Consider the following 23,477-nt stretch of genomic DNA (forward strand, 5'->3'; position numbering starts at 1 on the left):
ATCCTGACAAAGATAATAATTCGCCCGAGGGGTATTGAATTCATTGGTAGCTTTTTGCAACCGATTGTATACGACCGGGTAATTATTTATCTTGATTTAAAAAAATATGAAAAGATTTTACCTCATCCTCGGCCTGATATTGTTTTCATTTCCCGTTTTGTCGCAATCACCTGAAGACAGGCTCGAAGATCTCGGGATCACCCTGCCTGAGGTTTCGAAACCGGTTGCCAATTATGTGAAATACGTCAGAACAGGAAACCTGATTTTTCTGGCCGGCCACGGGCCTTGCGGGGGTGAATTCAAGCGCGGGAAAGTCGGACAGGACCTGACGGTTGAAGAAGGCTATGATGCTGCCAGGCTTGCTGGTGTTTGCGTTCTGGCTACATTGAAAGATGCCATAGGCGACTTAAGTAAAGTAAAAAGGGTTGTACGCGTATTGGGTATGGTGAACGCTACAGACGATTTTACTGATCATTCCAAAGTGATCAACGGCTTTTCGGATCTTATGACCGAAGTCTTTGGAGAATCAGGCAAACATGCACGTGCAGCGGTTGGAATGGCCTCGCTGCCAACCAACATTCCCGTTGAAGTGGAAATGATCGTAGAAATAGCCGAGTGATGCACAATTGTATCAACTGCGGGAAACCACATGAATATGAATACTGCCCCTGGTGCACCCAAAAAAAAGTAGTCGGGCGTCTCAGTTTCCGTGTCTTTTTTGACGACCTCCAGGATAAGCTCATCGGATTTGATTTCAAATTCAGCCGGACGTTTCTTGATCTTTTTTACAGGCCCGCAACGGTTGCCAAATCTTACATTGCAGGCAACCGTGTTCGCTATGTGGGACCTGTGGGTTATTACTTTGTCATGCTCACCATTCTGGTGCTGCTGATCACCATTATGGATGTGGACATGATCGGCTATACAAGAAACGAAACATCCTTTTTTCAACAAAGTGGATTAACACCTGAACAGATCGAACAACAGGAAAGCATGCAGGGGTGGATATACAGTAATTTTAAATTCGCGTCCTTCTTTTTCTTCCCTTTCTTTCTTTTCGCAACTGCATTGCTATTTCGAAAAAGCAAGTTTAATTTGCTGGAAACCAGTGTATTAGTATTGTATTCATTGGCACATTCACAGGTGTTCAATTATTTTTCCATCACCATCTTCAAATTTACCGGAATCTCATTTTCCGGTATTGTAACGGGAATAAGTATGCTGTACACTGCTTTTTTCGCCATGGATTTTTATCGACACAATAAACGGATACATGCCTTTATTAAAGGTTTACTTATTTATCCCCTCGGACTCCTGTTTCTGATGATTTTTTTGCTTGTGGTATTGTTCATCCTGGTATTAATCTTTCCTGAAAGGATGAGAAACTTTTTAATTCTAACATAAAACTTACATCATATCCGGTTACACTTTGGCTTTATCCAGCATATATAAGTCAAAATGACTATCCATGCGATACGGATTACTATTACTCGTCATACTATTTACTCGCTGCAGTCCGGAACCTGTGATGCATGTTCAACACATGACTTATCTTGAACAGGGCAACCAGGGAATACAGCTGTTCGGTATATCCAGTGATATTTCCTATGGGTATTCCGCCAACAATCCGGTAAACATTGGCGGTGACGACCTTTCACTTGGCGCTATCAGACAACGTTTGTTCCTTAATTCACTCGCCGGTCCGGAAGGACAATCACTCAAATACATGCGAATTGGCAGTTGCTGCACGTTCGAAACAGAACATGGATTTGATGGCATGGGATTATTGGATAAATATCAGATCACCTGGGAAGGACAATCCGAACCTGTTGTTCTGTATCTGAATATGTACGACCCCGGGGAAATCCGGGCGCCGGTAGGATTTACAGTTCGGCTTTAATTACCAGTTGGATTCACTACTACCGAATCGCCCGGTACAGTGGATTCAGCTGGTCTATTTTCCTCCAACACACCATCAGGAATGCTGTCCCTTACATCATACTTAATCAGAAACGTAGGCTGTAAATACACCGACATCAATCCTTCATCTTCAGTTTCCTTCATTTCTGCGCGTTCAGGACTTACACCCTTCTCCTGATAGAGATATTCCGATACCAGGTTCCACTGACTCTCACGAATGTATGCAACACGTTCGTCAAGCATGCTTTCCCCGATGAGTTCTATACACATAGCTTGAACAGATCGCTGCCCCAGGCCTCCGACCTTGTCCTCCAGGTACAAAACAAATAATGAATCCCTGTTGGATACCTGGTCCCGGCCCAGGCCTCGGATTGAATCCGGCGCCTGCTGAAGGTACTTCTCCTTGGCATACTGAAGTGCAATAATTTCCTTTTCTTCCTTTTCGTTAAAGACGTATTCCAGCAATACTTTCAAATCTGATTTTCGCTCCAGCACACGGGCAGTGAGGTCCATTGTCTTAATCTGGGGGTTTGCAAGTGAATCCTGGTCATTTCCGAATTTGATGGATTTTAGGTCATCCTCATCCGCATCAAACGCCCTGGCCAGTAAATTATATGGAGAAGCCACCGCCTTGGCGAAAAGATTCATTATCACCTTCAAAATCACTTTGCCCAGTTTATATTCCGGATCATGCAGGTCGCCCTCGATGGGAACCTCCAGTCGGATATCACCGTTAACATCCTTTAATAATCCCACAGCGAACCGGAGAGGAATCTTATATTCCGACTCGATATCCAGTTTATTTCCCACTTTGACATCCAGGATATCAATTTCATTCATACTTTGAACCTGGTAGTCACGGATCGTCGTTGAACTTTTCATGTTCATGACACCTTCCCACATCGGATGTGCGGTGTAGTGCCTTGAATAAGGATCAAAGGAGGTCAAATAAAAATCAGAAAGTTCCATATTTATGCCCATATTTGAAAGCCCCGCCCTGTAGAGCGTCATGTCTCCTTTGAACTTTCCCGTTTTATTGATCCTCGAATTTATGAGCATGGAAAGAGTTGAATCTTCCGGACTTACTTCAGGGATGAGGATATTTAAATTTTCCAGGGTGATCTGCGCATCCTCTAGATGGGAATAGTCAAGGAAATCGACCCTGCCTTTATGAATCACCATACTGTCTGCGCCATAGGTCGTTAATACCTCCTCATCAATAAGGTAGTAGATGTATTCTGAAATATATTGAAACGGATTTTGAAACACGATCTCCTGCTGGGCGACGGAAACGGTATCGAGCACCTGGGCAGAAGTCGTATCCAGCAATAAACCGGAGAAGCTGTCGCCCTCCTTGAAATATTTAAATAATATATGGGGTGCATCGAGTGTCGCTGTACCCATATCATAGAGCCGTTCTTCAGTATTTACCGAATCCACAAATATTTCTGCACGCTTCCAGGTAATGAGACTGTCGGAATTATTGTCAACCAGCAGAAACTTGTCAAGCGTACTGTAGGCAGATGCCGCAATGCTTTTCTCATCTGCATACTTTCCGGCTATATTAAGCTGAAGATTGTACAAGCCGGCAAAATCCTGAATTGCCAGGTAGGAATTAAGATAGTTTTTATACGGGCGCAGTTGCCAGTCGGCAATTTCCCCATTCATGGCAAAATTTGATTCACCCCAGTTTACAGAACCATCAAAGCCCAGTTCTCCACCTTCCCGTTGTGTTCCCGCCAGGATAAAGTCTAATCCCGGGTAATCATAGGAAACCCTGGGGATTTCAAGCCGGATCCTGTCGATCAAAATACTCGAGGATAAATTATTATCGATGTATTCAAAGGCCCCGCCGGTAAGAAGTATTTCATTGATGATATACCTGGGCGGATCGCCAGCTTCATCATCCTCACCGGTGGATTCAGACTCGCCCGGTTTGGCGAGATCATCAAAGTTAAACGATTCGCCTGTCTGAACGATCCGAAGGAGGGAATTTGAAACTGTAACATATTCCAGTTCAAAAATTCCGGACAGAAATGATAACATCCGAATATTTGCCTCAAATGATTCGAATCTTAAAAAAGGTGTGGTACCGTCTTCTTCAAAAAGAAATGCATTGTACACTCCTACTTTACCGGTAAATAGATTGATGTCAATATCCGCCACTTCCACCTCACGACCCAGCCATTCGACATCGTTCTTTTCAAGATAATATTCCACAATCCACGGGATTGAAAACAGAATTATAGCGAATAATAAGGCAATTCCAATCAGGATTTTCTTAGCTAGCGGGGACAACTTTTTCATGAATTATAATTTCCAAACGGAAAATAAGAATTTGCCAATTGATTTTTACATTTAAACAATTTGGATTGTTTCAAATTATATTGTGGATCATGTTAAATCCATTTTTATGGTAAATTACAGAAGAACACTTTCCTGTTAATTTCCTATTTTAACCCACAGTTCAATTATTATCACAACAAATGAATAACCCCGAAGCAACGGTCGTACGGAAACCTTTAAAAAGAAGAAAAAAGCGGCTTCGGAAAATTCTGATTGCTTTGTCTTTTCTCCTTTTGGGGGCAGTTTGCATCGGACTGATATACTTTAAAGTACAAGGCTTCAAAAAAACGCTCATCGATCTGGTCGACAAACAAAGCAACGGTACGTATGCACTCACGATTGGAAACACTAAAATAGATTATCTTGAACTGGATTTCGCTCTGTCGGGTGTGGACATCGCCAAGGTGGACAAATCTGATTCCACAGGGCTGTTAGGCATCAGGATTCCGGAAATCGAAGTAAACCTGGGATCTTTTTTCGATCTGCTTGGTAGTGGTCAGCTTAGGATTGAATTATTCAGAATCATAGAACCGCTGGCACGGGTAAGCGCACAGCAGCCCGACGAACCAACGGATAAAAAGGAACCCGTAAACATTGCCCATGAGATCGTGAGTTTTTATCCGGGTATCAGGGCAATTCTGGACAACTTCGACATTGAAGACTTCCGGATCGACAGGGCGGACCTTCAGCTGAACAAGTCTGATCTGATCATAGAAGTTCAGTTGCTGGATCTGCTCATTGCCAACTGGAACATGCGCGATCTATCTGATGATGCACAATTTAAAATTATGCTGGGCAAACAAGGCATTGACTTTGAAACCAGTTCATTTTCCTTTGATGCCATCACCTGGAGCTACGATGATCACAAGCTTGAGATCGATAACTATTCATTCACACAGAAGGATTCACTGGACCGAACCGTTCTCATACTTGATGGCGCTTCCGTGGTAATCCAGGATATGGATTATGAAAAACTTCTCGATGAGGAATATATCTTTGATTTACTGCAAATCAATCAGCCTGTCGTTACAGCGAATATCTTCCCGCATGAGGCAGATCCCTCAAAAATAAAGAGCCGTCAGCCGGTATCTGACCTCCTCAAAAAGAATTTACGGGAATTACTGATTAGAAATGGAGAGATCAATAAGGCTGAAGTACACCTCAACATCATGCGGCCCAATGATACTGTACGTCTCCTGCTCCCCGAAATGACATTGAAAACCTCAAACTTTGTGGTGACTGAAGACAGCAGTACACTCATGATAGAGAAACTCAGGTTGTCATTGAGCGCTACTGAGCTGGATATGGGAAATGGACTGGCTGTAAAATTTTCGGAAATGGTCTACGATAAGACCTATAATGTGGATATCAAGGACATTGTCCTTACTGATACCGATATCAATGCAGAACTCCTGAGAAGTGAGTCTTTGGCCCTCTACAATTTTAATATCTTCAATTTTATTTACACAAATGACCTGTCTGCCGATTCGGTCCTCATGAAAGGTGGAAACCTAACCTTATTTGAAGCCACGGGTGATATTGTACATACTTCCGGCTCCAGGCCTCCAAAGCCGGCAAGGGAACGTTCCACTGTTCATTTAGGCAAGGTTGTCCTGGACAGTATTAATATTATTTACGATTACCTCGAAACCAACGCCCAAATACAAAATCTGAATGCGGTTACTGAAAATCTTGTGATAGAAGATGGAACGACCTATGATCTGCGATATTTCAAATCACCTTCCGTAACCTTCACAAGCGGTAAGAATGATATCCGGGCATCACTCACCGGCGTTTTTTTTGAACCAAAGCGCTTTGAGATATCTTCGGTTCAAGGTTCGTTCAAAGACATTAACCTAACCCTGAAGGGGTTTACGGCCACACCGGAGAACTTTAATCCGAACAAGCCATTTTACCACGTCTGGAATACCCTCCATATCAGCGAAATTGATATCAGCGGTTCATTGCCTCAACCAGATACAACACAGAAAAACACAGCCGATAAACCGGTCCAGGAATTCTTTTTTGAAAGTATCATGCTTGACCGGATTACAGCCAACCTTGAACTTTCTCAGAATAGCCAATTGTCTTTTATTTCAGACAATTTAAAGGTCAAGGAAGTATTGGTAGCAGGCAAGGCTTCAACATTTGGTGAAATACAGGCTCAAATGCACCAGCTGAAGCATTCCTCCGACAAGATCAATATCAGTGTTGACGACGTGAACATCGCTACAAAAGAACAATCTGAAATAAGCGGCGTTTCCCTATCCCTGGCATCCGGTGATAATCTTCAGTTACAGAAGATATCATTGAATGAAATAATAAAATCAGATTCAGTATGGCATATTGAAATGGCCAGTGTTAACCAGGTATCATTTATTCAGTCAGAAAATACACTGAATTCAACATTAGACAGCATATCCCTGGAAAATATCACCTGGAGCCCGTCAGCGCTGCCACATGTCGGGGAAATTGGAGTTTACAAACCGTTCATGCAAATAAAGAAAAAGCCGGTTGATTCCACATCAGTAAAAAAATCAGATGCATCTCAAACGAAACAAACGAAAAAGGCAATAGCACCATTATCCTTGTTTGACGTGCTAAAAATATCACCGGGGACAGTGGCCATCAATGATCAACTCATTGCTTTTGGCGACATCAGCATACGAACAGCTGATAACAAAGTGGCAATAGATATGGGTGACCTCCGTTTCGATACGCCATCTTCAACCTTTAATATTGGTGAAATAAAGAATACCGGGGAGCAGCTTCATATTTATGACGTACGCATCGATGCAAAACCGGAATTCGTTGAGAAAATGGAAATTGAGAACGATGTGATATCCGGAAATTTCGATCATCTTGTCTTTAACGGGGTTGTTTGGGACTCACTTCTCAGGAAAAATCAATTTATTTCGGAACAGCTTCAGATCGAGGGGTTCAATGTGAGACTGCGGCGGGATAAAACGCTGCCCGACCCGGAGGCAGTTAATAAACCCTATTTGCTGAGGGAGCTCCTGCCACTTTCAGAAAAATTTCAACTGCTGGGCATCAAGGCTACTGATGGAGTTCTCACCTATCGGGAAGTTGGAGAAAAAACAGGACAGGAAGGTTATATCGTATTGAATGATATTGATTTTAAAATGAATCTCAGAAAGCCAAAAACCGAATCTGAAAACGTACTGACAGGTACAGCCAAGTTATACGATTCGGGTTTAATGGCTTTTAACTATTCAAGAATAGATTCAAATCATTTTGATCTTGAAGTACGTCTTACCGACATGGTGCTTGATTCGCTGAACCACATGATCGACCCGCTTGAAGCTGTACGACTGAAGTCGGGGTATCTTAAGGAATACGATCTTTCTGTTACCGCGAATGATTCCATTGCCACTGGCCAGGCACTGATGACCTATGAAGACCTGCACATTGAAATTTTCAAGAAGCATTCCCCTGACGTAAAAAACTTTGGTTCTTCCCTGCTTACCGCTCTGGCAGATGGCATCATTCTGAAACATTCGAAGACCGATGCCATCGGAACATTTGAACAGGAGCGTATAACGTTTAAAGGCCCGATAAATTATTGGGTGAAATGTGCCATTCATGGTGCAATGGCTGCCGTCAGAAAAGGAAAAAGCGCATCCAATGTTTCAGATTAATCTGAATCAGGCTCATCTCCCGTTTCAAAAAAGATTCCATAGACTTTCAGATCAGGATGACTTTCAAACAGGGATTTAAGCACACCCAGCAATGGAATAAACAACACCATCCCGGAAAAACCCCATATCATTCCACCCAGTATCACTGCAGTAAAAACAACCATTGCGTTCATTTTCATCTTATCACCTACAAGCTTTGGCCGAAGAAAATTTTCCTGCATCAGATTTGCACTGTAAAGTGCTAATCCACAAAATATGGTGAGTCCGATATCATGTTTGGTAACATAAACGAAAAGCAGTACCACAACAAACGCAGCAAGATTGCCTATGTACGGAATTAGATTCAGGATCCCGATAAATATGCTGAAGAAGAAGGCATACTTGATCCCGAATAAAAGTAATATCACAAAAGCCATCGCAGCTGTCACACCAGTTAAGATCAGTGTGCCCCAAAGGTAATTCTGTATTGAATACTGACTTTTCGTATAAAAGGTCTCGAGCTGTTCTAGTTGCTTGCCCTCATATCTGGTACGGGTGAATTTCCATGCTAGTCCGCGGTATAGCAACAGAAAAAACAAAAACATGGGAATCAGCGTAATCGTCACAATATTCTTTCCGATCGAACTGATTTCACGGGCCGCAAAATTAATTACACGGCCGAGTGAATCTGACCCGAACTGGGCCCCTTCCTTTGGATGAAAAATCTCTAGTCCGAGCTTATCATAGAACCACATACGCATATTTTCATAAGCCTGTGAAATGGTATCATAAACAGCCCCTTCCTGCTGAAGAATCCGAACTGACTGATAAACAAGGTAAAACAACACAACACCACTCAGAATGGTAAATAATAGTGTAGCGATCAGTGATGACCAGGTTCGTCCAATTTTTTTTCCTTCCATCCAGTCACAAAATGGAAACAGAATAAAAGCAAACAGCAGAGACCACGTCAGCGGGATAAACAACTGCTGACCCAGGATCATCATAGCCAACGAAAGACCAATCAACAATAACCACGCAGTTGCGCGCACAACACGATCTGATTTAAACTCATTTACCATGACAAATGAAAGATAGTTAAAATTATACGGCTTTGTCAAAGACTCCTTGGTACCCCAAGGGTATTTTTCGTAAATTCCGATTCTTAAAAAAATGAGTCCGATGAAAAAAATTCGATGGGGAGTCCTGAGTACTGCTAAAATTGCACGTGAAAAATTTATTCCAGCCGTTCAGAAAAGTCAGTTCGGCGATGTGGTCGCCATCGCCAGCCGATCCATGGAAAAAGCTGAGAATACTGCCAGTGAACTCGGCATCGGGCGTGCTTACGGCAGTTATGAGGAACTCCTCGACGATCCGGAAATTGATGCGGTTTACAACCCGCTTCCCAATGACATGCACGTTCCATGGACAATCCGTTCGATGGATCTGGGTAAGCATGTTCTCTGTGAAAAGCCTATAGCGTTAAATGCACGCCAGGCGGAACAGTTATTACAGCACGCAAAAACAAAGCCGGATATCCTTGTAATGGAAGCATTCATGTACCGCTTCCATCCGCAATGGCAGATGGTCAGAAGTCTGGTAGATAGTGGTTCAATCGGCCATATTAACCAGGTAAACAGCCTTTTTACCTACTTCAAGGACGATCCCTCCAATATCCGGACGGATCCTGAAAAAGGTGGAGGCGGGCTCATGGATATCGGTTGCTATTGTGTTTCCATTGCACGCTGGCTTTTCAATCATGAACCTTTGCGGGCATTCGGAAGCCTTAGAAATCACCCCCAATGGCATGTCGATATTCTTGCCAATGCCATTCTTGATTTTGGTGAAGGCAGATTTTCCTCATTTACCTGCGGAACCCAAAGCTTTCCTGATCAGTACGTGGAGATAATCGGAAATCACGGCAGGATTCGCGTCAACCGGCCGGTGAACGTTCCTTCGGATATGAATTGCACCATCGATGTGGAAAATGAAAATGGCACAGAAATCATCGAAGTTGTGGCCTCCGATCACTATACCTTGCAGGCGGACTACTTCTCCCGCTCCATTCTGGACCAAACGGAAGTGCCCACGCCATTGGAAGATGCATATAACAATATGAAAGTTATTGAAGCGATATTCAAAAGTGCAGAATCCCTTCGGATGGAAAATATTCCATCAGGATCTTCGCACTAACCGAAACGCCATATCCCGGCCCTCGCCTTGAAAGATCGCCAGATTAATCCAGGCATTAGCCAGCTGCTCAATGAGAAAAAATTTGTCATTTCCTCCCATGTCATGGACGGCGCCAAAACCAATATCCCGGGCTAGTTGTGAGGCTGCCTTTTTCCCCCGATCACTGCTACCGGCAACAAACATGTCGATGCCTTTGCCCTGGTAAACAGGATCGGCCATGTTTTCAAAGCCGGTAGTATTAAAGCATTTTACGACATCTGTTGCCGTGGTATTTGACAATATCGCATCAGTAGTATTTGAATATCCTTCAGGCCCCCTTCCCATAACTACGTTCATGGTATCGATAATGATCTTTCCTGTTGTATCACCCAGACTCTTTGCGACCTCTATGGCAGAGGTGGCAGGAGTGGCTAAAACCAACAAATCTGCGCCTTCCACAGCCCGGTGTATTTCCAGGGCTTTCAGTCCGGCTGCTTCCAGTGTTTCTTTTCCTTTGTAGCTGTCGGGGTTACGAACCCCAAGGATCACAGTGTGACCGGCGCTGTTGAATGCTTTGGCAAGTGTACCTCCTACATTCCCTGTTCCGATGATGGCTATCTTCATATTCAAAAGTAGATGATACTGTTTACTTAAACTTCAAGAGCCGCCAATAGGTTGGGTCTGCCACCAAATTTCTGGCCATTATATTGATATTGCGAATAAATATTAGTCTGTTTCCTGACGAACATCACTTAAATACCCTTTTATACCTGCTATATTAGCCCTGTGACAAGTAATAAGGTTATACGGTTTTTGCTGGTCTGCATGATCTGCCTGGCAATCATTACCGGAATTGTGCTGCTTGTGGAATATTTTGTAACCTAAAACTATGTAATCATGAAAAAAAACATGGGAAGCGCCGACAGGATCATCCGTTTGCTGATTGCTGGCGTGATCGCCGTTCTGTTCTACGCCAATGTGATTAGCGGAACGCTTGGAATTGTCTTACTCGTACTGGCCGGTGTGTTTGTACTCACCAGTTTCGTAAGTTTTTGTCCGCTCTATGCACCCTTCGGGATTTCAACGTGCAAAGTGAAGGAATGATTTAAGCAGAAGGATTCTCCGAAGTATGGGATTCTGCAAGAATCAGATAATTTATTGCCATGGGATCATATTGCTGCCATACCTGGTACGTATGATCCCATAATTTTTTACCTTCTTCCGGAATATAGATCTTCTCGTCCATTTTCTTCACATTGAACATATGCAGGTATTCATTGGTCTTTCCTGCGTAATCCTCCGAGATACACATATAAACAGCCGGCTGGGCAGCATCTTCAGGAGATTTGAATACAATTGAAAATATGCCACCCAGGATCTTCCGCAGCAACCAGGGTGCCTCCTTGATGATCTTTGAATCAACAGGGCCGGGACACATGACATTCACGATTACATCAATATCTCCCTCGTGATTAAGTCTTCTGGAAAGCTCAGTAGCATACGTATTCAGCACAAGCTTGTAGTAACTATAGTAATTCATGCCTTTGGTTACCCCGTATTTTTCATAGGTCCCGAATTGTTCATGATCGATATAGGATGAACCCTGATGTGAATCTGAGGAGATAAACAGGAGGCGGGGAACCTCGCCTGCAACGGCATTTCCCGCTATGGCCTTATTTCGAACAACTCCTGACGCGAGCAATCTTGAAACAAGTATTACGTTCGACATGTAATTCACCAGGAACATCTCTTCCAGACCGCTTTCGGTTGGCCGGGATTCGGGCAGTGCCACCCCCGCATTCAAAACTAGGATATCGATGTGAATACCGTCCTTTTCAAGTGCATCGGCAAAATCATGAATAGTCCCGATTTTACTGAAATCCACATACCGCATCTCAATCTTATCGGAGCCACTGAGCCTTTTTACTTCTTCACCGGCCTCCGGGATCTGACGCCGGCAGGCCATAATCACGTGGGCACCACGTTTGGCAAATGCAACGGCCATCCCGAAGCCCAGACCGGAATTAGCACCCGTAATCAGTACGGTTTTACCATCAGCCCTGTCGGTTTCTTTGAGGCGATCTGTAAGATCCTGTTTTCTAAAAAAGTCCTTTACCCCGGCTAATGCTGCAATAACGGGGTTATCAAATCTTCCGTGTGCCACTATTCTTCGTGTTCAATTTTTGAATTAATGCCTGACCATGTCGGCTGAAAATCTCCATCAGATTTTCTGATGCGTACAGGTATGCCTGTAAGATGTGCCATACCCGATACCCTGTCAATATTATCCGGACCATCCTTTGCCAGTAAGTTCACATTTACACCCCTGGTCTTATTCGCAACCGACAACCCCCTGGCATGCTGATGTCCCCATCCGTGAGGAACGGCAACTGTCTTCGGCATGAGCGTATCGAGAGCTTTTGCCTGAATTCGTATGGTTGCCGCATCGGTGCTGATATCCACCAGGTCCAGCTCTTCAACCCCCAGTGCATCCATGTCCAGTGGGTTGAAATACGCATAATTCGTATCTCTGCCTTTTGCGATCATACGGGGTATGTTGTGGGTCCATGAATTATGGGTCGTTACTGCCCTTTTTGTAATCAGTTTAAATTCTCCTGCCATCTTTTCTTCCGCCTTAAAATCTGTTTCCAGTTTGCTGGCATAGGAAAGAAGAATCTCAGGGGCGAGCTGAATCTTTCCATCAGGGGTCATTACACGTTTCCTGAGGAATGATCCGGGCTTATGCGGCTCACGCTCGATGCCGTGCTGATGCTTTAAGAGATTTTTAAAGGACTTCTGGCGCGACAGGCGAAGGAGTCCGTTAAGATATGATTCCTGGGGTATCCCCCGAATTTTCTTCCCCTTTACCCGCGAATGAAACGCAGCTGTGAACTCAAAGAACCGCTGTGCCACTGCCGAATCAAAGATTGAAACGCCGGATGCACGTGCGAGATCCAGGTAAATAGACGCTTCATCACGCTGCTCCCCTTCCGGGGGAACAATGGCACGGGTAGCCTGGAGATAGGGTTTCATTTGTAATCCCAGCATGAGTGGAAAAATAAAAGGCAGGTCCGGCCGCTGCAATGGGTCTGTGCAAGGAAGCACATAGTGCGCCTCCGAACTTGTTTCGTTCTGATAGATATCAAGCGTGACAAGTAATTCCAGTTTTCGGAAGGCTTTCCTGAGCCGGCCTGAATTTGCCATGGTGATAAGTGGATTTCCTCCGGTTACAAAAAGCGCCTTCAACTGCCGATCACCCGGCGTGAGAATCTCATCGGCCATGATACCGCCGGGAAATGCATCATTTACAGCAGAGAAATTGCCCACCCGGGAGGTATCATCCCGCATGAGAACCCCATTTTTCACCCCGAATTTTATGAAATCTATGATCCCCTTTCCCACAAGTGTTCCACCCTTCCGGTCCAGGTTGCCGGAAATGGCATTGATAGACTCCTGAATCCAGAACGCCAGGGTTCCGTTACCGCCCATATTCACGCCGGTGGAACAGTAGAGCGCTGCCCCATCCGCGCTGATATAGTCGGCCACCATCCTGCTGAGTACATCTGCTGGAATGCCTGTAACCGCTTCAGTCCGGTTTGCCGGCCAGTTGGTTGCGAGTTCCTTCAGCGAATCAAAACCTTCTGTCCATGAAGACACCTGATCCCTGTCTACGCCTCCCTGCTCTATCAACTCATGGAGAAATGACAGATAAAAGAAGACATCAGTGCCCGGACGAATAAATACGTGACTCCCGGCCACCTGCGCAGATTCGGTTTTGCGGGGATCTACAAAGTACAACTTTGCTCCTCTACGCTCCAGTTGCCGCAGCTTTTCAATCGGATTTGGAACCTGCAGGAAGGACCATTTTGAAATGACCGGATTTGCCCCAACCACAATCAGGCATTCGGTATTCTCAAGATCCGGAAACGGAAGTGTAAACGGGAAACCGTACATGTGTCTTGATACGGCAAATTTGTTGGAGCAGTCCTGCGTTGCCGATGCATACATGCTTTTAGAGCCAATACCGGTCATAAATCCCTGCGCAAATACCGGGTGCAGCACACCAAACCCGGCGGCAGTACCTACATACATTCCAATTGAATCAGGACCGTCATCAGATCGAAGCTTTCTCACTTTCGCCCCAATCTCCGAAATAGCCTGTTCCCACGATATCCGCTCATAATTTCCATCATCCATCCGTTTCAAGGGATATTTGAGACGATCAGGGGACTGGTACATTTCGTGCTGCCGCAATCCTTTTACACATGAAAATCCTTCCGTCGCCACATGGTTCGGATCGGGTGCAACAGAGACAACCTTATCTCCGTCCGTCACAACCTCCAATCCGCATAATGACTCACAAATCCTGCAAAAAGTATGGTGTTTTTTCATTTTCTGTCCGCCCTAAAATTTCGATGACGATTTTTTACCTTCGTAGATAGTCTTATATTTTGTGGCTGAAAATAACCGGAAATTCATTGAAAAAGAAAATTAAAAATCTTTTCGTCCCTTCCATCATCATTATTCCAAGCTTGCTGATCTATATGTTCATACCCATGGACAAAGGTTCATACAACCTTGAGCCGGATACCAGGCTATTAAATGGTAAAGAAGAATATTTAAATAAACCCGGTGGTTTGGCCGATTCATCAAAAACAAATATTCTCTGGCTTATCGTAGATGACCTTAGTATCGCAGATACAGACCTGTATACCGATGGGCCTGTTCATGTGCCCAACCTGATACGCCTGGCAAAACGCGGAGTAAAGTTCACGAATGCCTATGTTTCCTCACCGGTTTGCAGTCCTTCGCGTGCCTCCATCCTCACAGGAAGGTACAATCAGCGTTTTGGTTTTGAACATCAGCTGCACGAGCGTTACCTTTCGAACCGGATTGAATACTATGCCTTCAAATACCTGATTGACAGTTATCCCTGGGAGCCTCAGTACCAGACAGAAGTTCCGGATGAACAGGTCATCGCTGAAATGGGATTGCCTTTATCGGAAATCAGCCTTGCAGAAATAGTAAAAAAACAGGGTTATTCGAGCGCATACATTGGAAAATGGCATGTGGGAAAACTTGAATCGAATTCACCGCTGGCCTTTGGTTTTAATGAATTCTACGGATTCATGGCTTCACACAGTCTTTATGTGCCTGAGGGAACACCGGGTTTCACCGACCAGAAGATCCCGGAGGACTTCACCGATGAATACATCTGGGAGGGGCAGCGGGAAGGCTTGCACGCGATCCGGAAAAATGGCCAGGAGATCAGTGAATCAAGATACCTGACTGATGCCATCACCGACGAAGCAATTGAATTTATCAGCAAAAACAATGACAACCCATTTTATTGTGTAGCTGCCTATAACGCACCGCATACACCGCTACAGGCACCGGATGAGTATGTGAACGAATTTGCAGGTGTCGAAGATCCATACAAGCGGGTACATTATGCGATGATCAAATCACTCGACGACAACATCGGGCGACTGTTGGATTACCTGGATGAAACCGGGCTGGCACAAAATACGCTTGTGATGTTCATCAGTGATAATGGCGGTGCAGAGTATAATCTAACTACCGACAATGGAGATTACCAGGGAGGAAAGATCACCAATTTCGAGGGCGGTGTAAAAGTGCCGATGCTCATGTCCTGGCCGGGCGTTATCCCTGAAAATAGCACCTATGACCAACTTACACATGCAACCGATCTTTTCATGACATCTGCGAATGCTGCAGGCGCTTCACTGTCAGGTGATCGTATTTATGACGGTGCCAACCTTCTGGAGTCGGTATTGAAAGCACAACCCGCGCATGAGTATGTTTTTTTTCAGATGGGTGACAACCGGGCGGTACGTAATGCACGATGGAAACTTACCTGGAATGAGGATAACGGCGATTCGTCACTCTATTTTATCAAAGAGGATCCTTTTGAATTCACAGACCGGTATGCTGAAAAACCTCCTGTAATTGATTCCCTGGTTGCTGCTTTTAAAGAATGGTCGGCATTAAATCGGAGTGCTGCCTGGCCGTCCATGATCTATTATCACTATACCGACGTTAATGGAAAGGAACATTATTTTGATGAATAGCGCCAATCACATGCGCAGATTACTCGTAATATTCGCACTGCTTATTTCTCTCACCAGTTATAGTCAGACTGAAAAACCCCTGCGCGTTGCAGTCGTGGGCCTGGTACATACGCACGTTCACTGGATTCTGGGCCGGGAGGACCGCGGCGACATTGAAATTGTTGGGATTCAGGAAAGTAATACGGATTTGGCCCGTCGTTATTCAGTTCAGCATAATTTTTCAATGGATATTGTGTACAGTGACCTGGATACCATGCTTGAGGAGGTGAAACCGGATGCTGTTTTTGCCTTCAATACGATTTACGATCATCTTCAGGTAGTTGAAAAATGTGCACCGCGTGGCATACATGTAATGGTGGAAAAGCCACTGGCAGTTAGCCTGGACCATGCGAAGCAAATGGAGGCACTGGCTGTGAAGCACAATATTTGGCTGCTAACGAATTATGAAACCACCTGGTATGGTTCGAATCACGCGATATTTGACCTGGCCGTGAAGGAAAATAGACTGGGAGATATTCGCAAAATGGTTATTCATGACGGGCACCAGGGCCCGGAAGAGATTGGTGTGAACAAGGAATTTTTAGAGTGGCTCACAGATCCTCATTGGAATGGTGCCGGTGCGCTCACCGATTTCGGATGTTATGGCGCGAATCTGAGTACGTGGTTCATGCAGGGTGAGCGGCCAATAGAGGTATTCGCGTTTACACAACAGATGAAGCCCGACAAATACCCTAAGGTGGATGATGAAGCAACTATTCTTGTAACATATCCCGGGGCGCAGGTCATTATTCAGGCATCATGGAACTGGCCTTTCAACCGAAAGGATATGGAAGTGTATGGCGCTGTTGGATATGCTATTGCTGATGACGGATCCAATATGCGTATCAGGCTTCCTGGAGACGAGAAATGGCAAATGCATAAAGCTGCACCGTTGAATTCACCGGCGGATGATCCTTTTGCCTATTTCGCAGCAGTGCTGAACGGTGAAATTCAACCAGAACCTTATAATCCCTCATCGCTTGAAAACAATATGATCGTCATGGAAATTCTTCAGGCGGCAATGAATTCGGCACAAAGCGGGAAATCGATAGTTCTGAATAAAGACTAAAATGGAACGTAAGTTAAATTTCTACCGTTTAAAGGATATTAGGTCTAAATGTATAATTTAATACCGGGTATCAGGAAACTATCCTACCTTTGTAGAAACATCATCAAAATTCATTATCATCAAAAATCTCAAATTTTCTACCGAAACCGGTTCGGAGTTCACAAAAACGCTCAACGAACGGGTTAATCATTATTTTAAATCGAACGGTATTCAACGTCAGGGAAATGGCAAAATGGTGTTCAAAACCATTTTTATGCTGTCCATATTTCTGGGTCCGCTGATTGTTCTATGTCTGGGTATTGTGAGCAGTGTTTGGCTCATGTTCGCATTGTATCTGCTGGCCGGTATCGGCATGGCGGGTGTTGGTATGGGTATCATGCATGATGCACTTCATGGCTCCTATTCAAAGAACCGCCGTGTAAATAAAATCATAGGGTATTCCATGAACCTTCTTGGTGCGAATGCGAATGTCTGGAAAGTGCAGCATAATATCCTGCATCATACGTATACGAATATTCAGGAGCATGATGACGACATCAATGCGCCGTTCTTTTTACGCTTCTCTCCTCACGCAAAGCGCTACTGGGTACACCGGTATCAGCATCTTTATGTCTGGTTCTTCTATGGGTTATCAACACTTTCATGGTTTGCCGCAAAAGATTATGTCCGCCTGATCAAATATCACAAAATGGGGTATTTCAAGGGCAAAAATGAGGTGTATAAGGAACTCGCCAAGATCATTGCATGGAAGATTGTTCATATTTCGATCACACTGATCATTCCATTGATTATGATTCCACTTTCGCCGTGGCTGATCGTTCTGGCCTTTTTATCGATGCATTTCCTTACAGGGCTGAGTATCACGATTGTATTTCAGGCAGCACATGTAGTGCCGTCAACGGATTTCCCGTTACCCGATGAAACTGGTCTCATTGCTAATAACTGGACAATCCATCAGCTGGCAACTACCAGTAATTTCGCTCCGAAAAATCGACTCTTAAACTGGTTTATCGGGGGTCTTAATTACCAGGTGGAACACCATTTGATGCCGAACATCAGTCATGTACATTACCCGCAGGTTTCTACCATCGTGGAACGAACCGCGCGGGAATTCGGATTGCCCTATTATTCCAAAAAAACCTTCGTAGGTGCTGTGGCCGACCACGCTTCCTGGCTGAAGCAGTTGGGCAGGCAGTAACAATTAACCTCGGTATCTTCAACACCATAAAATTCAGGATTCTTTTTATCTTGAAGAAAATACGTATGCCCCCAATGAAAAAGATTGCGACTATCATGCTAATGGCCGGCTTATCTGTGAACCTGCTGGCACAGGAAAACGATTCCAATTTCCCGGATGTACCGGGCTATGAAACACTGAAGGTTGATCTGCATATGCATACCGTTTTTTCAGATGGCAGCGTATGGCCGGATATCCGGGTGTATGAAGCGGTTCGTGAGGGGTTGGACCTGATCGCCATGACAGAACATCTCGAATATCAGCCACATGAAGATGATATTCCGCATCCCGATCGCAACCGTTCTTACGAAATTGCTTCAAAAATCGCGGCAAAAGAAAACCTGATCGTTGTTCCGGGATCTGAAATCACCCGATCGATGCCTCCCGGGCACAGCAATGCCATTTTCATTCAGGATGCCAATAAATTGCTGAAAGACGATGTACTGGAAGTCTTCCGTGAGGCCAACCGGCAAGGCGCCTTTACGTTCTGGAACCATCCCATGTGGGCCTACCATTATAAAGACGGGGTCGCGAAACTCACTGATCTTCACAGAACGCTGATTTCAGAAGGTCTGCTGCATGGAATTGAAGTGGTTAATGAACACATGTTTTCCGATGAGGCGCTGCAGATTGCACTGGATAATAATCTTACCATATTAGGGACGTCGGATATCCACGGTCTTGTCGACTGGGAATTTGACATACCGGAAGGCGGTCATCGTCCGCTTACCCTGTTATTTACAAAGGACCGGTCGGAATCTGAAATAAAAGCAGCCCTGAAAGCAGGCAGAACCGCCGTTTGGTTTAATGATCTGCTGGTAGGCAAGGAGGAGAATATTCTGCCTCTTCTTAACGCCTCCCTCGAGACCGGTAAACTTCAATATAATGAACAGGTTGCAAGAGTACAGATCAATAATAAAACCGGGGTAACTTTTATTCTGGAGAACCTCTCTGAATATACATTTCATTCACATTCGGATGTAATTGAGATTCATCCTGGTGAAAATTTAATCGATGTAAAAACGATTGACTTCAAGGACCAATTCGAGCTCAGATTTCGGGTCCTAAACGCGGTTACTGCCCCAAAGACCCATCCGGAGATTATTCTGAAAGTTGAGTATTAGGTTTCTAAAAAATTATCAGCGTTAGTAAAATAAACAAAACAAAAACGGCAGGAAACAGTATTCGCGAAGTACGGTCGATTAGCGCTGAAAGCTCTTTCTTTCCCCTGTCCTCATGATAGCTGGTAATGAGCGTTTCCAGGAAAGCCATGAACACAAAAATATCAGTACCGATAACATATTTATCGAGCGAAGTAAGATAAGGCAGTTCAGGTAACGTTTGTGCCACTGAAAACTGGAATACAATTAAGGTAAGAATGGCCGTAACTGAAACAGTGAGTTGTGCAGAAATATTTTTCGGGTCGATCCAGAAAACCGACCACGACATCAATACCACCAGCACCATCGGAAAAACCACTTTCCAGATATAAAACTCTGAAATTCGGACAAGCGAATAGCTGAATACGATTGACTGAAATGGTATGCCATATTCAACATCTGAATAGGTTCTCATCCCGTTGTACATGACCTTCCAATTCGGTATGCTGAGACTATCCGGTTTGAAGATGCCCTGGTAACGATCATCCGGGATTAGCCTCACATCCTGCTCAACACTGGTATCAAAAATACTAATACCGAGCGTCTGCCGGTCAAATGGGAATTTTCGAAAATTAAATTTCGTATTTAAGATACCTGTGAGCCGATGCCGGGAATTTACCTCGCCATTCGGAAGGACCGTTACCGATCGCTCACGGAATGATCTGTAGTCAATCACATTCCGGATCTGAATTTGCGGAGGGTTTACCGAATCATATGGCAGAATGATGGGAGCTGTTTGTCCGGGTCTAACCAGTGAGGTATCCGTCCAGCTCAAAGTAAACACAAATTCTCCGCTCACAGTACCTTTAACATTATCTATATTGAAGAGGTCCAGCAACACAAATCCAACCTTCACTTCCTCCTTTTGCCCGGGTGTACCGGGATTTTGTGCCAGGCAGATACCTGAAAAACATAGCAGGAGCAAGATAAGGGGCAAGACTATAGTCTTTATATCACTCAAGGTCTTCCAGTTTACTTTCTGTTAGTGCCTTATCCAGCATCGACCGGTCACCGGTCATCTCCCAATAGATTAATGAAACAGGGATCACACCTTTAGAATTAAATTCATCAAAAAATTCCCGGAGTGAATACTGGCCTTCACGCTGCCGCGCATATTCGGCAAGTAATTTTTCTATTTCGATCTTTCCGATCACGTAGCTCGTTCCGTAGGCGGGCTGGGTCAGGTAAAAATGCTCCTCCACCTGAATTGTTCCCCCGTCTGCAGGCAATAATCCCCAGGGCGTGTATTTTGATGCGATTTGTGTTGCGCCATCAAAATCAGTTAATAAACCATGCTGATGCAACGCTCCCAATGCCCGTGCCGCACGCTGGGCAAGCATTACCCACACTAATTCACGTCCGCGCGGCCGGCCTTCATACAATCCCGCATGCATGAACATTTCCTCCGCGCCAGTGGCCATTCCTTCGGCCCTGCCATCGAAAATATTAAACTGCAATGGTGTACTTCGAATAATGCTCGGATGTGGTTCATCCCTCATTCGTGCCAGGTCGAGCCAGTGATAATGGTGTGCCCGCATGGTCATCGGATCGCGGTAAATCACTTCGTCAAAAAAACCGCGAAGGCCGTCTGATTCCACGAATGTTCCTGCTCTTTCACGTAATGCCGGATCCATATTGGGCACAATAGTCAGGATCTCTTCCTTTTCAAAGAAGCTCATCATATCATCAATTGCCTCCTTCACAGCCTTATCGTATGCTTCCGGGGAATCGATCTTTTCCCACCCCGGCAGATTGCGGTTTCGGTTTTCCTCCAACCTGAGCGAGGAATGCGCCCGGGACAGCTCCCGCTCAATGAGTGTGAGCTCTTCCTCCCATGTGTAGGGCAACAGGTGAACCTTCTTCAAATTCCATGAATAATTGGCCTTACCCACGCCGGACTGGCCTGTCTTCTGTGAACTTTGGGATGCAATCCAATCAGCAAAATCCTCCGAAGCATCACGAACTTCCAGTGCTGCGGCAGCGAGATCCGGATGTTCAGACTGCATCAAAGCTGAGAACTGTTCAAGATCGGCACTTTGATCCCGGAAGCTCCTTTCACTCAATACCCATAAATCACGGGCGTTACCTGTCAGATTTTTCCTGGCCTGCTCCCAGAGAGCCGGTGCCTTACGCAATTGATGGCTGATTTTATCCGCATCTTCAGCTGATAAGGGTTTGGGGTAATAGTCATATTCCACTGCACCCCACGCATTGGAGGCCTCTCGCTCTGGTACGTCGGTCGGATAGGAAAAGAACCAGACATAGAAGGACGGGTCCCTTTTCCAGGGTTTTTTCACCCGATGGGCGAATTCAAGTCCGTTCATCTCTGCCCAAACCAGGAACCAATCCACCTGGTGTGCCACTGGCCAGCCCGCCGTATCAATCGCGTCCAGCCGATTTTTCCAATCGGATAGTTCATCATACTGTTGTGCCATCGCCTCATCACTGTAATCCGGAATGCCATTCACCTCATCGGGCCTGAGAAATTCACGCCATTCCAGAAAGAAAGCCTGGAGCTCCTGATAGGTGGCAGGGACATTTTTAATTTCTTCCGGCACGGCAACAGAATCTTGCTCTTGCTGAGTACAGGCGCTGATCAAAAGGATGATCAGGAAAATCGGAGTAATTCTTTTCAGGTTCATATTTCCACAATATGCAAAAAAGTATCAAAATATGGTCAGTTTAAACATTTGTATGCGACTACTGTTTCTTATAGCTGGAAAAGACCCTGTTGAATTCTGAACAGAATTGATTAAAAAATATTGAATTTAAGAAGGTCAAAACCAAGGATGTTCTAAATTTGGCACTTCAACTCAACATGCTATGAATAAACTATTTACGACTATTATTTTTCTATTGGCTGGCTTGTATTCATACGGACAAACGATCGATGAATTAAAAGCGATTAAAAAAACAAAGGAAGATTCCATCAGTGCGATCCAGGGACGGGTTGATGCGCTGCAGAAGCAGATTGACGCATTCCCGGGATGGAAAACAGGTGCTTTCGGAACCATTGGGGCAAGTTTTTCAGAATTCAATAACTGGTATGCCCAGGGAATACCGAATAACGCATCGGGAAAGATAGGCATTACCATCAACCCTTATGCGCGACTGGACCGTGATAAATACTTCTGGTACAATGCGGGTCAGATCAACCTTGGCTGGGTAAAACTGGATGACAAAGATGATCCGGATGACGAGGCGGGATTCCGGGCAACTACAGATGTATTCAACATTCAGTCACTCTTCGGCTATAACCTTTCTAAAAAGATAGCGGCATCATTCCTGATGGAATACCGGACTACACTGATCAACAACTTTAACGATCCCGGATATCTCGATGTGGGGGTTGGTATTACCTGGAAGCCTGTGGCTGATCTTGTAGTGGTTATTCACCCGCTCAACTATAATTTCGTTTTCAGCAGTACTGATGATGTATTTGAATCATCTGCCGGTACCAAGATCGTGGCCAACTATGGCAGAAAATTCGGGAACTTCTCATTGAAGTCGAACCTCTCATCTTTTATCAGCTACAAGAGCAGTAACCTTTCCAACTGGACGTGGACCAATGCTTTTTCCTATAAAGTATGGAAGAATATCGGGATGGGTCTTGAATTCGGCCTGCGTGATAACAAGCAGGAAGCACTCAATTATGCGCGTGAAACTCTGGAGCTTCCGGATGCGACATTCGACAATATTGACAACAAACTTCAGACCTACTGGCTGTTTGGAATCACCTATGATTTCTAACAGTTTGCAGGATAGATATCAGGAAAAAAGGACCGGCTTGTTTAGCCGGTCCTT

18 protein-coding genes are annotated in these 23,477 nt (G+C 44.8%); 11 read left to right on the top strand and 7 right to left on the bottom strand.

Features of this window, described 5'->3' with window-relative positions; translation table 11 throughout:
• The first annotated feature begins 106 nt into the window (after positions 1-106).
• The 3 genes from LDX50_RS17135 to LDX50_RS17145 all read left to right on the top strand — a co-directional run bounded on the left by LDX50_RS17135 (position 107) and on the right by LDX50_RS17145 (position 1,900).
• Positions 107-619 carry a RidA family protein gene (locus LDX50_RS17135; RefSeq protein WP_225698530.1) on the top strand — a complete coding sequence of 171 codons (513 nt, stop codon included), beginning with the start codon at positions 107-109 and terminating at the stop codon, positions 617-619.
• Positions 619-1,404: a DUF3667 domain-containing protein gene (locus LDX50_RS17140; RefSeq protein WP_225698531.1), complete on the top strand. Its 786-nt coding sequence runs from the start codon at positions 619-621 to the stop codon at positions 1,402-1,404. Before LDX50_RS17135 ends, LDX50_RS17140 begins: the two co-directional genes overlap by 1 nt.
• Before the next feature lie 64 nt (positions 1,405-1,468).
• Positions 1,469-1,900: a hypothetical protein gene (locus LDX50_RS17145; protein WP_225698532.1), complete on the top strand. Its 432-nt coding sequence runs from the start codon at positions 1,469-1,471 to the stop codon at positions 1,898-1,900.
• Here LDX50_RS17145 and LDX50_RS17150 read toward each other — a convergent pair.
• On the bottom strand, positions 1,897-4,227 hold the full coding sequence (locus LDX50_RS17150) for a DUF748 domain-containing protein (RefSeq protein ID WP_225698533.1): 2,331 nt from the start codon (positions 4,225-4,227) through the stop codon (positions 1,897-1,899). The genes LDX50_RS17145 and LDX50_RS17150 overlap by 4 nt on opposite strands.
• A gap of 179 nt (positions 4,228-4,406) precedes the next feature.
• Between LDX50_RS17150 and LDX50_RS17155 the strand changes: the two genes are divergently transcribed.
• Positions 4,407-7,925, top strand: a complete 3,519-nt coding sequence (locus LDX50_RS17155; RefSeq protein ID WP_225698534.1) for an AsmA family protein — start codon at positions 4,407-4,409, stop codon at positions 7,923-7,925.
• On the opposite strand, the gene LDX50_RS17160 is transcribed toward LDX50_RS17155, so the two are convergent.
• A complete protein-coding gene (locus LDX50_RS17160; protein WP_225698535.1) occupies positions 7,922-8,986 on the bottom strand; it encodes an AI-2E family transporter in 1,065 nt (354 codons plus the stop codon). The two genes, LDX50_RS17155 and LDX50_RS17160, sit on opposite strands and share 4 nt — an antisense overlap.
• A 100-nt stretch (positions 8,987-9,086) precedes the next feature.
• Between LDX50_RS17160 and LDX50_RS17165 the strand changes: the two genes are divergently transcribed.
• Positions 9,087-10,097: a Gfo/Idh/MocA family protein gene (locus LDX50_RS17165; RefSeq protein ID WP_225698536.1), complete on the top strand. Its 1,011-nt coding sequence runs from the start codon at positions 9,087-9,089 to the stop codon at positions 10,095-10,097.
• On the opposite strand, the gene LDX50_RS17170 is transcribed toward LDX50_RS17165, so the two are convergent.
• Positions 10,080-10,706, bottom strand: coding sequence for an NADPH-dependent F420 reductase (locus tag LDX50_RS17170; protein WP_338030004.1), 627 nt, complete (start codon positions 10,704-10,706; stop codon positions 10,080-10,082). The genes LDX50_RS17165 and LDX50_RS17170 overlap by 18 nt on opposite strands.
• Before the next feature lie 267 nt (positions 10,707-10,973).
• Between LDX50_RS17170 and LDX50_RS17175 the strand changes: the two genes are divergently transcribed.
• Positions 10,974-11,180, top strand: coding sequence for a YgaP family membrane protein (locus tag LDX50_RS17175; RefSeq protein WP_225698538.1), 207 nt, complete (start codon positions 10,974-10,976; stop codon positions 11,178-11,180).
• Position 11,181: 1 nt separating this feature from the next.
• On the opposite strand, the gene LDX50_RS17180 is transcribed toward LDX50_RS17175, so the two are convergent.
• Both LDX50_RS17180 and LDX50_RS17185 read right to left on the bottom strand, forming a co-directional pair.
• The gene (locus LDX50_RS17180) at positions 11,182-12,240 is read right to left on the bottom strand and encodes an SDR family NAD(P)-dependent oxidoreductase (RefSeq protein ID WP_225698539.1); all 1,059 of its coding nucleotides are present in this window, start codon (positions 12,238-12,240) and stop codon (positions 11,182-11,184) included.
• Positions 12,240-14,468, bottom strand: a complete 2,229-nt coding sequence (locus tag LDX50_RS17185; RefSeq protein WP_225698540.1) for a molybdopterin-containing oxidoreductase family protein — start codon at positions 14,466-14,468, stop codon at positions 12,240-12,242. The genes LDX50_RS17180 and LDX50_RS17185 overlap by 1 nt, the downstream gene beginning before the upstream one ends.
• Positions 14,469-14,554: 86 nt before the next feature.
• On the opposite strand from LDX50_RS17185, the gene LDX50_RS17190 reads away from it, so the two are divergent.
• From LDX50_RS17190 to LDX50_RS17205, 4 genes are all read left to right on the top strand, one after another.
• Complete coding sequence (locus LDX50_RS17190; protein ID WP_225698541.1) at positions 14,555-16,168, top strand: sulfatase family protein; 1,614 nt, start codon at positions 14,555-14,557, stop codon at positions 16,166-16,168.
• A gap of 10 nt (positions 16,169-16,178) precedes the next feature.
• A complete protein-coding gene (locus LDX50_RS17195; RefSeq protein WP_225698542.1) occupies positions 16,179-17,276 on the top strand; it encodes a Gfo/Idh/MocA family protein in 1,098 nt (365 codons plus the stop codon).
• Positions 17,277-17,529: 253 nt separating this feature from the next.
• A complete protein-coding gene (locus LDX50_RS17200) occupies positions 17,530-18,474 on the top strand; it encodes a fatty acid desaturase family protein (RefSeq protein ID WP_225698543.1) in 945 nt (314 codons plus the stop codon).
• A 74-nt stretch (positions 18,475-18,548) separates the two neighbouring features.
• Positions 18,549-19,637, top strand: coding sequence for an Sb-PDE family phosphodiesterase (locus LDX50_RS17205; protein WP_225698544.1), 1,089 nt, complete (start codon positions 18,549-18,551; stop codon positions 19,635-19,637).
• Positions 19,638-19,641: 4 nt separating this feature from the next.
• On the opposite strand, the gene LDX50_RS17210 is transcribed toward LDX50_RS17205, so the two are convergent.
• Positions 19,642-20,634 (bottom strand): ligand-gated ion channel, encoded by a 993-nt coding sequence (locus tag LDX50_RS17210; protein ID WP_225698545.1) that lies wholly within the window; start codon positions 20,632-20,634, stop codon positions 19,642-19,644.
• Positions 20,627-22,315 carry a DUF885 family protein gene (locus tag LDX50_RS17215; protein ID WP_225698546.1) on the bottom strand — a complete coding sequence of 563 codons (1,689 nt, stop codon included), beginning with the start codon at positions 22,313-22,315 and terminating at the stop codon, positions 20,627-20,629. The genes LDX50_RS17210 and LDX50_RS17215 overlap by 8 nt, the downstream gene beginning before the upstream one ends.
• Positions 22,316-22,496: 181 nt before the next feature.
• Here LDX50_RS17215 and LDX50_RS17220 point away from each other — a divergent pair, with 181 nt between their 5' ends.
• Positions 22,497-23,423: a DUF3078 domain-containing protein gene (locus tag LDX50_RS17220; protein WP_225698547.1), complete on the top strand. Its 927-nt coding sequence runs from the start codon at positions 22,497-22,499 to the stop codon at positions 23,421-23,423.
• Positions 23,424-23,477: the final 54 nt, after the last annotated feature.

The sequence above is a fragment of the Fulvivirga sedimenti genome (genome assembly GCF_020328055.1).

Bases quoted from the DNA above. Each gene is read 5' to 3' on its own strand.
- LDX50_RS17145 (WP_225698532.1), top strand. From the start codon at position 1,469: ATGCGATACGGATTACTATTACTCGTCATACTATTTACTCGCTGCAGT.
- LDX50_RS17195 (WP_225698542.1), top strand. From the start codon at position 16,179: ATGCGCAGATTACTCGTAATATTCGCACTGCTTATTTCTCTCACCAGT.
- LDX50_RS17200 (WP_225698543.1), top strand. From the start codon at position 17,530: ATGCTGTCCATATTTCTGGGTCCGCTGATTGTTCTATGTCTGGGTATT.
- LDX50_RS17185 (WP_225698540.1), bottom strand. From the start codon at position 14,468: ATGAAAAAACACCATACTTTTTGCAGGATTTGTGAGTCATTATGCGGA.
- LDX50_RS17205 (WP_225698544.1), top strand. From the start codon at position 18,549: ATGAAAAAGATTGCGACTATCATGCTAATGGCCGGCTTATCTGTGAAC.
- LDX50_RS17175 (WP_225698538.1), top strand. From the start codon at position 10,974: ATGAAAAAAAACATGGGAAGCGCCGACAGGATCATCCGTTTGCTGATT.
- LDX50_RS17150 (WP_225698533.1), bottom strand. From the start codon at position 4,227: ATGAAAAAGTTGTCCCCGCTAGCTAAGAAAATCCTGATTGGAATTGCC.
- LDX50_RS17140 (WP_225698531.1), top strand. From the start codon at position 619: ATGCACAATTGTATCAACTGCGGGAAACCACATGAATATGAATACTGC.
- LDX50_RS17135 (WP_225698530.1), top strand. From the start codon at position 107: ATGAAAAGATTTTACCTCATCCTCGGCCTGATATTGTTTTCATTTCCC.
- LDX50_RS17215 (WP_225698546.1), bottom strand. From the start codon at position 22,315: ATGAACCTGAAAAGAATTACTCCGATTTTCCTGATCATCCTTTTGATC.
- LDX50_RS17220 (WP_225698547.1), top strand. From the start codon at position 22,497: ATGAATAAACTATTTACGACTATTATTTTTCTATTGGCTGGCTTGTAT.
- LDX50_RS17155 (WP_225698534.1), top strand. From the start codon at position 4,407: ATGAATAACCCCGAAGCAACGGTCGTACGGAAACCTTTAAAAAGAAGA.
- LDX50_RS17160 (WP_225698535.1), bottom strand. From the start codon at position 8,986: ATGGTAAATGAGTTTAAATCAGATCGTGTTGTGCGCGCAACTGCGTGG.
- LDX50_RS17165 (WP_225698536.1), top strand. From the start codon at position 9,087: ATGAAAAAAATTCGATGGGGAGTCCTGAGTACTGCTAAAATTGCACGT.